This window comes from Alicyclobacillus contaminans DSM 17975, assembly GCF_000429525.1.
Classification (GTDB): Bacteria; Bacillota; Bacilli; order Alicyclobacillales; family Alicyclobacillaceae; genus Alicyclobacillus_A; species Alicyclobacillus_A contaminans.
The window spans coordinates 91,627-99,177 of the sequence record NZ_AUCA01000006.1 but is presented as its reverse complement, the minus strand read 5'-3'; the positions used below and the strand labels follow the sequence as shown (position 1 = coordinate 99,177).

Below are 7,551 nucleotides of genomic sequence, written 5' to 3'. Positions count from 1 at the left end.
GTTCGCGAATACACCGCGCGGGGCAAGGGCGAGCGCCATTGCCTACAGCCTGGTGGAGACAGCCAAGGAGAACGGGCTGGACCCGTATCTGTACCTGGAATACCTGTTCGAGCGGTTGCCCAACATCCGAACGGACGACCGGGCGGCGATGGATGAGTTACTCCCGTGGTCGGACCGCCTGCCGGAACGGATCCGCAGGCGCGGGAAAAAAGCATAGCATGAGAAATCGCCCCGCTGGGTTCCCTGGCGGGGCTGATTGTTGCTGTGCATGACTCTCGCACGAAGTCTGGAGAAGCGCAAGGTGTGAGGGGTTTGACGCTTACGTTGTTCAACATCAAACTTTGCATAGCCGGGGCGAACTCTGACAGGTTCTAGCCCGAAAAAGGTACGGTAGAACGTGAGCGACCTACCGAAATCGCGCACATTGATGGCCACATGGGGTTTCAAAGCGGTCATGGACAGCATCCTCCTTCGTTACAGTTTTCCGATGGGTACAATTCAACTCTCAGTGTACTGATCAATTCATCAATGGCCTCTGGGTTGGGAAAGTAACAAGTCCAAGGGCCTCGTACTTCCTTGCGAACCAGTCCAACCTTCTCCAGCGTTTTCAAATGATGCGAAACGGTGGGTTGTGAAAGCCCTGTGACCGCGACCACGTCGGCGACACAACAACCATTCTCATACGCTTCGATCCGATCACAGCATGTGCCAATTGCCCCCTTCGCCATAATTTGAAGGATTGTGAAGCGGCTCTTGTCAGCTAGCGCACTTAGCCGATCAAGCACAGACTGAGTATTCATATCGACCTCCATCAATATCGATGATTGTGAATATCGTAATCCGGAATTATTCTATCGTCAAGCCCTTTGCAAATCAGATTGCAAATCAAAATGCAGTCATAGGTGAGTCATGACAAGTCACGAAGAGTCACAAAGAGGGGCAAAAAGGCCGTCATCACAGAGATTTCGGGCATGTAAAGTCTCGGCAGATCACGAGGAGTAACAGGCCAACTCGATTTCCTAAACCGCGTCTTGCGGGGGTTCGAGGCCCTCCGGGTGGACCAGAAAACAAAGTGTGGCGCGGATTTTCCGACCGCGCCATTTTGCATCTGCTCAAGAGCTTCTGCCAATGATGTGAGGAGAGACGATGAACAGCCCCGCTGTGGCGGGTGCATTTCGTTTTGATGTGGTGCGTTCGCTAATCTATGTGGGCGTCAGACCGTACACATCTCATCCTAAGGCGTTGGAGACGGGAGCGTGGTCCAATACACCGCGTGGGGCACTCTCCAGCGCGACTGCCTGCAGCATCGTGAAAACGCCAAGAAAATGGTCTCAGCCCATATGCTTATCTGGAGTACCTGTTCGAACGGCACATCGACACAGACGATAAGGAGGTGATTGCCGCGCTGCTGACGTGGTCGGAGACACTGCCAACACGCGTACGTAACAGAAAATAAGGGCATTCTGACCAGCTCTGTCGCGCGGATGCAGTGGGGCTTTTTTATGCAGATGGTCGTCGAGTTGGCTGGTGATTTTCAAGGTGTCCACGATATGACGATTATAGACCGCTCGACAATGAGTCGGCAACTTGTTTCCTTTATGTGGTACGGCATTGGCCGATGACAAATCCCTCTGTCAAATCTGCACCATCACGTGGTGCAGGAATTTGGTCTATTACACTCTCGGAAGAAGAGTCTATAATTTCCGACAGGGAACGCGCGAGGGAGGGGATGGAATGCTGGCATCTCGGCCGAGAGAGATACTGCGGACCCTTGTAGCCTCAACCCACCCCGTCACGGTTCAGGAACTCGCAAATCGATTTCGGGTCAGTTCCCGGACTGTCAAGTATGATTTGGAATCCATCCGCGATTTCCTGAAAACGAGGGGGATCGAACTACACTCTCGCCCGAACATCGGGCTGTGGTTGGGTGACCGGCAACACTCCCGAGATATCCTCGGAGAGTTGTTGATCGATGCTGGACGTTATGAAAGCGTTCTTTCGAGAAGTGAGAGGATCAGCTACATTGTTGCGTGGCTGCTTCTGCGCGAGGAATATGTGACTTTTGGAGAACTTGCCGAGGAACTGCTGGTAAGCCGGAATACGGTTATCATGGACATCAAGTATGTTGAGCAAGCTTTGGCGAAATGGGATGTGTATCTGGAGAGGCGGATCCGATATGGCATTAGGGTTACAGCCCCGGAGCTCCAGCGCCGAAGGGCCGCGGAATACACGGCACGTGAGTTCCTAAACGGTACTGACATGTTCCAGATCATCCAGAACGTGCTCAGTAACGGCGATGACAGATTGGACGTGACGAGGCTTGGGAATCTGTTTCTTTTGCCAAGTGAAGACGTAAAGCTTATTTTGCAGGCGATGGCCGGGTTTGTGCAAAGCGCAAAGAGCCACGGGCTCTACCTAGCAGACCGGGATATCATCGGTGTTTTCATCCGGATTTGCATTGCTGTCAGCCGCAGTCGACACACAACTTCCCAGGGCCTCAACTTTACCGACGATGTGGTTTCAACGGCTGAGGGAATGGCTTTTGCTCGACCCGTCCGTGACACACTGGACGTTTTGTCTGGAAGGTTGAGTATACGGTTTCTCGACGCAGATCCAGTGTATGTATGCCTTTACTTTGGGACCGGAGTTTCTGAGCCCACCTCCGCATTGACAGTCACTCGGCGTTTGATTGAAACCGTATCCCGACGGATGGGGGTTCCGTTTCAGACGGATCCGGACCTATTTGACAATCTCATGGCGCACCTGGGCTCACGCCTGCCCAAGCTTCGCAATGGTGTACCTGCGCCTAACCCACTAACTTCGGAAATCATCCGGAACTACGCGGACTTGTTCAATAGTGTGAAGTTGGCCTGTAAGGATGTGTTTGCGCGGGACGGGATCGATCTCGAGGACTCGGATGTTGCCTTTCTAGTACTACATTTTGCCGCGACACTTGAACGTATGGTCGGTGAAAAGGATTACAGGGCGCTGGTGGTCTGCAGCACGGGAAGAGGCAATGCCCGCTTCCTCAAGAGCTTCTTCGAAAACGAGGTCAGACATCTCGAAGTAGTCTCCTGCTGCTCGATTCGTGAAGTGGAGTCAGCGCTCGAAAACAATCCGGTCGATCTCGTGATCACCACTCTCTCGGTGCAAAACCTTGGTGACGTTCCCGTGGTTCGCGTTGGCCATCTGCCGACGAGGGATGACGTCGCCAGTGTTTACGCGAAGTTGTCCCAATTAAAGAGCCACAGGGAGATGTACAGGTCGAACAGTTATCAAGAGAAACCAAGCGGTCACCGAGACAAAGGACCTAGAGGCACAGGACTCAACGCCAACCTTCCGAAGGATGTCCTACAGTCTCTGGAACATTTCAACCACGACATCATCACTCGGGGATTTGAGCTGAGTCATCTGGTCATTGAACGGTTTAGGGACTATCTCACGGACGAAAGTGCAATTGGTTTAACACTGCACATTCTACTCATGGTCAACCGGTTGGCTTTTAGCGATCCCTACAGGTACCAGAACTTGTCCCCGCCGTGGGAAGATGCGTCTCCTTCCTTGCGGGATGGTTTGAAGGAACTGATGCGGGAACGAAACATCGATATTCCAGAGTCGGAAGTGGACGCCATCCTGAGGTATTTCTCAGAGGCATAGTTGTCGCATCGATAGGTAGGTGAGAGTTGTGAAGCATGAATTAATCATCAAACACGGCAGAGTCATCGACCCGGCGTCTGGCCTCGATGGTCGGTTCGACGTCGCCATCGACAGTGGGCGTATCACAAAGGTAGAGAGCCCAGGCGAGATTGGGATCGATGCGGAGAAGGTTCTTGATGCTACGGGTTGTATTGTGGCTCCTGGGTTCATCGATCTCCATGTCCACGTCTACGAAAACGACACCTATCTCGGTATTGACGCGGACCAGGTGGGCGTTCGCCAGGGCGTCACAACAGTGGTCGATGCGGGAAGCTCCGGATCGGCCACGTTTCCACACTTCTTGCATCACCACATTTCCAGGAAGGAAACAGAGGTTCTGGCTTGGCTGAATATTTCAGAAGACGGCCTTTGTAATGGAAACACTGAGCTGGCGGATATGTCCAAATTGCGTCCTGAAGAGACAGGCCGGATGATTGAAGATTCACCAACGATTCGCGGCATCAAGGTGCGCATGAGCCGATCCGTTGTGGGAGGAAACGGCATCCAGCCGCTCGTCATCGCCAAACAGGTGGCGCGGGAGAGAAAGGTGCCGGTGATGGTACACATCGGCAACACACCGCCGGACTTAGCGGACATTCTCAATCTTCTTGAAGCAGGGGACGTGGTAACGCACGCTTTCCACGGGAAGCCGGGTGGAATCCTGGATTCGCAGGGCCAGCTAATTCCCGGGGCGGGAGCTGCCCTCGCAAGAGGGGTACTGTTTGACGTCGGACATGGGACGGCCAGCTTCAGCTTTCAGACCATGATGAGGGCAAAAGAACTTGGTCTGAAGCCGCACAGTATTAGTACTGACATCTACAAGACCAACTATCATGGGCCTGTTTACAGTCTGACGTTGACTATGTCGAAGCTGATACAGGTCGGGTTTTCGCTCACGGATGTGATCGAATGGGTCACGCTGGCCCCGGCCAGGATCCTTCGTTTGGAGGACGAACTTGGCAGTTTGAAACCCGGAACTGTCGCGGATATCTCTATTGTCCGTCTAGTTGAACGGCCGATTGACCTGATGGATTCGGAGGGATTCACAGTCAGGGGAGAGCGGGTGTTGCAGCCCGTCTACACCATAAAGAATGGCAGGGTGTTCGACGTTGCAGACAAGTGAAATCATCCATGAGCTGAGCCAACACACAGAGGTTCAAGCCGGGGAGCAGGCTAGGCTCGATGAGGTACTAACGCTTGTGAATGAGTACCTGGATAGGCGCTCGCTGACGGTAGCGAAGGAGCGGTATGTGGCCATTGCTTCACATTTGCTTGCCTTCGTGCGCCGCGTCGAGAACAGAGAGTTCCTGGACGACAAGGACCTAGCGATGTCCAGCGACATTGATGCCAGGTTGATTGAGGACAGCCGGAATCTCCTGCAAACGTATTGTGCGAATCGCAATTATTCCATCACGGACACCGAAGCATTCCTGTTGGCTATCCACTTCGCAGTCTGCGAACAAGGGTGTTAGAACAGGGAAACAGGACAAGGGTGTCAGTACAAGGAGGGTGAACATGGGAGAGCAGATTAAGGTAGTTATCGGAGACAGGCTCGGCAAGGGTCAGAAAGTCGCCAAGGGTGTCGAGGCGGCAGGCGGTATTCCCATCCTGATTCCTGGGGTTGCTGCTGACATGAAGGTCGGTGACTTTATGAAAAGGGAGAATGCGGACCTCGGGATTTCGTTTTGTGGAAGCGGCGGCGCGGGAGCACTGACGGCGAAAACGAAGTACGGATATGACTGCGAATTCGGCCTTCGCTCCATCGAAGCCGGAATTACCGCATTGCAGAAAGGTAAGCGTGTCCTCGGCTTCGGCTTTATGGATACTGAGGAATTGGGTCGAAGAATCACGGAAGCGTACATCCAGCTACGAAAAGGGGGAGCCCAATGAGGACGGCTGACTGCACGTTGACTCTGACGGGTCGGGGAGAAACCCGCGAGGCCGCGATAGGCAAGCTTTTGTCTCAGGTCCAAGGGGCCGTTCGCAAATCGGTAAAAGGTTTGCCTATTCGGATTGAGCCAAAGGGCATTGAGATTGTTTCAGCGGATGTCACCCGCTATACGGAGCGGTTTCTCGGATTACTGTTCCCCCGGGAGCGCTCCCTGTACACGCTGAAGGCAAACGTTACTGTACAGGTTACGATTTTGGACCCGGATGAAATTGAATTCAAGGAGTATAGGGAAGCTTTCCGCCGTACCCAGCGACTCCTAAACCTACGGTAAGGAGGTGGATTACGCAACGTTGAGGCACGGGTCACGAACTGATTGATTCCTACAAAGGGGGGTAGTCAATGCACACCTTAAACATTCTGTTTGAATCCATCGTCGTTGGGGCTTTGGTCGGATTCGGCGTGGGTGCCGGTGCGGCCCGTATGTTCCACGCGCCCACCATCCAGGCTATGGGTGCGTTCCGCACGTTTGGCGAGCTGAATGCCTGCGAAGGAGATCCCATTGCCCACTTCTCGTTTGGGTTAGGCTTTCTGTTCAACTCCTGGGCCTCGGTCGTAGGTGCCGGTGCATTTACGCAGGATGTTGAACACCGTATCATTCCAAACTGGTCCGCAGCAGCTCTGCTGTTCAGGAACCGCAATGTAGCGGAAACCCTGCACAACCCGCAAAAAATGGCGTTTGTGGGCATGGTGATTGGGGTCATCGTGGTAACGGTTATGAATACCACCGCAGCCGCCATCCCGCAGAATCTTCAACAGGTCGCGACGGGAGTGCTCGTTCCCGCAGCGAACTGGCTGCTTAATCCAGTCATGCCGATAGTTTTCTGGATGGCGGCAGTTGACGCCGGGAAACGCTCCGGAACTTGGGGCACCGTCCTCGGTGGTCTCGGTCAGCTCATCATGGGGAACGCGGTCCCTGGTATTGTACTCGGCATTCTTATTGGCAAGGGCGTAGACGACAGTGGGTGGACACGAATTACCAAAACCTTGGCTGCTGCCGTCATCATCCTGTTCGTATTGAGTGGATTCTTCCGGGGGTTTGACGCTCAACTTCTGCACGGATTTAACTTGTCGGTGCCACATTGGTTGATTTCCTTCCATAAAATCTTCGGATCGGAGGTGAAGTAAATGTCCAGTGTCGATGTGGACTTTAGCACAGCGACTCAGGACGTCGCTCTCCCAACTGAAACAGCTATGAAGGGGTTCTGGTACTCCGAATGGGCATTTCCGATTTTCGTTGCGTGCCTCGCCGCAGGAATTTTCACTGGTACACACTTGTACTACGTGTACCACGTCGGTGCGTTTAACGATATTGCAGTGGTTGCGATGCTGGCAGCAGGAATCAAGGGGGGAAGCTTTGGCGCCGCTGCGGCTTTCGGTGCAAGTTTTCTATTCGCCCGCGTTCTCGAAGGTCCTTTGGTCGGTATCCTGGACATCGGTGGCTCCCTGCAGACCGGCGTTGGCATTGGTATCCCGGCTCTGCTGCTTGGGGCCGGGATCACGGCACCGTTGAAGTCATTCCCACTGGCGCTGCTAACCGGTGCGCTCCTTGGCCTGGTGATTGGCACCGTCATCATCGGCATTCGCAAGGTCACCATCAACGTCGCCGAATCCACTTTTGGGGCCGACGTCATGATGGGTGCCGGCAACGCTTCCGGCAGGTACCTTGGTCCATTGATCATCATCTCTGCGGCCATGGCTTCCATTCCGGTCGGGCTGGGAGCGACTGTCGGCGCAGCACTGTTCTACTTCTGGAAGAAGCCAATTGCCGGTGGCGCAATCCTTGGGGCCATGGTTCTCGGTGCATTCTTCAAAATCCCAGTCCCACCCGTCCACTGAGGCGGTTTGCGCGGAGTGACATGTTGCGTAAACTTCATACTTCCACAGGCATCAGGTTTCTACAGGGT

At 53.9% G+C, this 7,551-nt stretch carries 9 protein-coding genes and 1 pseudogene; 8 read left to right on the top strand and 2 right to left on the bottom strand.

Annotated elements, in window-relative coordinates; genetic code table 11:
* On the top strand, nt 1–217 hold a 217-nt coding region (locus G463_RS0104200), incomplete at its 5' end, for a transposase domain-containing protein (protein ID WP_026974167.1).
* A gap of 116 nt (nt 218–333) precedes the next feature.
* Here the strand turns inward: G463_RS0104200 and G463_RS22755 are convergent.
* Nucleotides 334–456 (bottom strand): annotated as a pseudogene (locus G463_RS22755) (VOC family protein); the annotation flags it as partial.
* Nucleotides 453–800, bottom strand: coding sequence for an ArsR/SmtB family transcription factor (locus tag G463_RS23990; RefSeq protein ID WP_169725420.1), 348 nt, complete (start codon nt 798–800; stop codon nt 453–455). The pseudogene G463_RS22755 and the gene G463_RS23990, both read right to left, overlap by 4 nt.
* Nucleotides 801–1,734: 934 nt before the next feature.
* On the opposite strand from G463_RS23990, the gene G463_RS0104195 reads away from it, so the two are divergent.
* The 7 genes from G463_RS0104195 (at nt 1,735) to G463_RS0104165 (ending at nt 7,483) form a co-directional block, all read left to right on the top strand.
* On the top strand, nt 1,735–3,657 hold the full coding sequence (locus G463_RS0104195; protein WP_026974166.1) for a BglG family transcription antiterminator: 1,923 nt from the start codon (nt 1,735–1,737) through the stop codon (nt 3,655–3,657).
* A 28-nt stretch (nt 3,658–3,685) separates the two neighbouring features.
* A complete protein-coding gene (locus G463_RS0104190; protein ID WP_026974165.1) occupies nt 3,686–4,819 on the top strand; it encodes an amidohydrolase/deacetylase family metallohydrolase in 1,134 nt (377 codons plus the stop codon).
* Nucleotides 4,820–4,895: 76 nt separating this feature from the next.
* A complete protein-coding gene (locus G463_RS0104185; RefSeq protein WP_156900083.1) occupies nt 4,896–5,168 on the top strand; it encodes a hypothetical protein in 273 nt (90 codons plus the stop codon).
* 43 nt (nt 5,169–5,211) lie between these two features.
* Nucleotides 5,212–5,586: an SFCGS family glycine-rich protein gene (locus tag G463_RS0104180; RefSeq protein ID WP_026974163.1), complete on the top strand. Its 375-nt coding sequence runs from the start codon at nt 5,212–5,214 to the stop codon at nt 5,584–5,586.
* Entirely contained in the window at nt 5,583–5,918 is a 336-nt protein-coding gene (locus G463_RS23985) for a DUF4312 family protein (protein WP_026974162.1), read from the top strand. The genes G463_RS0104180 and G463_RS23985 overlap by 4 nt, the downstream gene beginning before the upstream one ends.
* A gap of 68 nt (nt 5,919–5,986) precedes the next feature.
* Nucleotides 5,987–6,772: a DUF4311 domain-containing protein gene (locus G463_RS0104170; protein ID WP_026974161.1), complete on the top strand. Its 786-nt coding sequence runs from the start codon at nt 5,987–5,989 to the stop codon at nt 6,770–6,772.
* A 66-nt stretch (nt 6,773–6,838) separates the two neighbouring features.
* A complete protein-coding gene (locus G463_RS0104165; RefSeq protein WP_026974160.1) occupies nt 6,839–7,483 on the top strand; it encodes a DUF4310 family protein in 645 nt (214 codons plus the stop codon).
* The last annotated feature ends 68 nt before the right edge of the window (nt 7,484–7,551 follow it).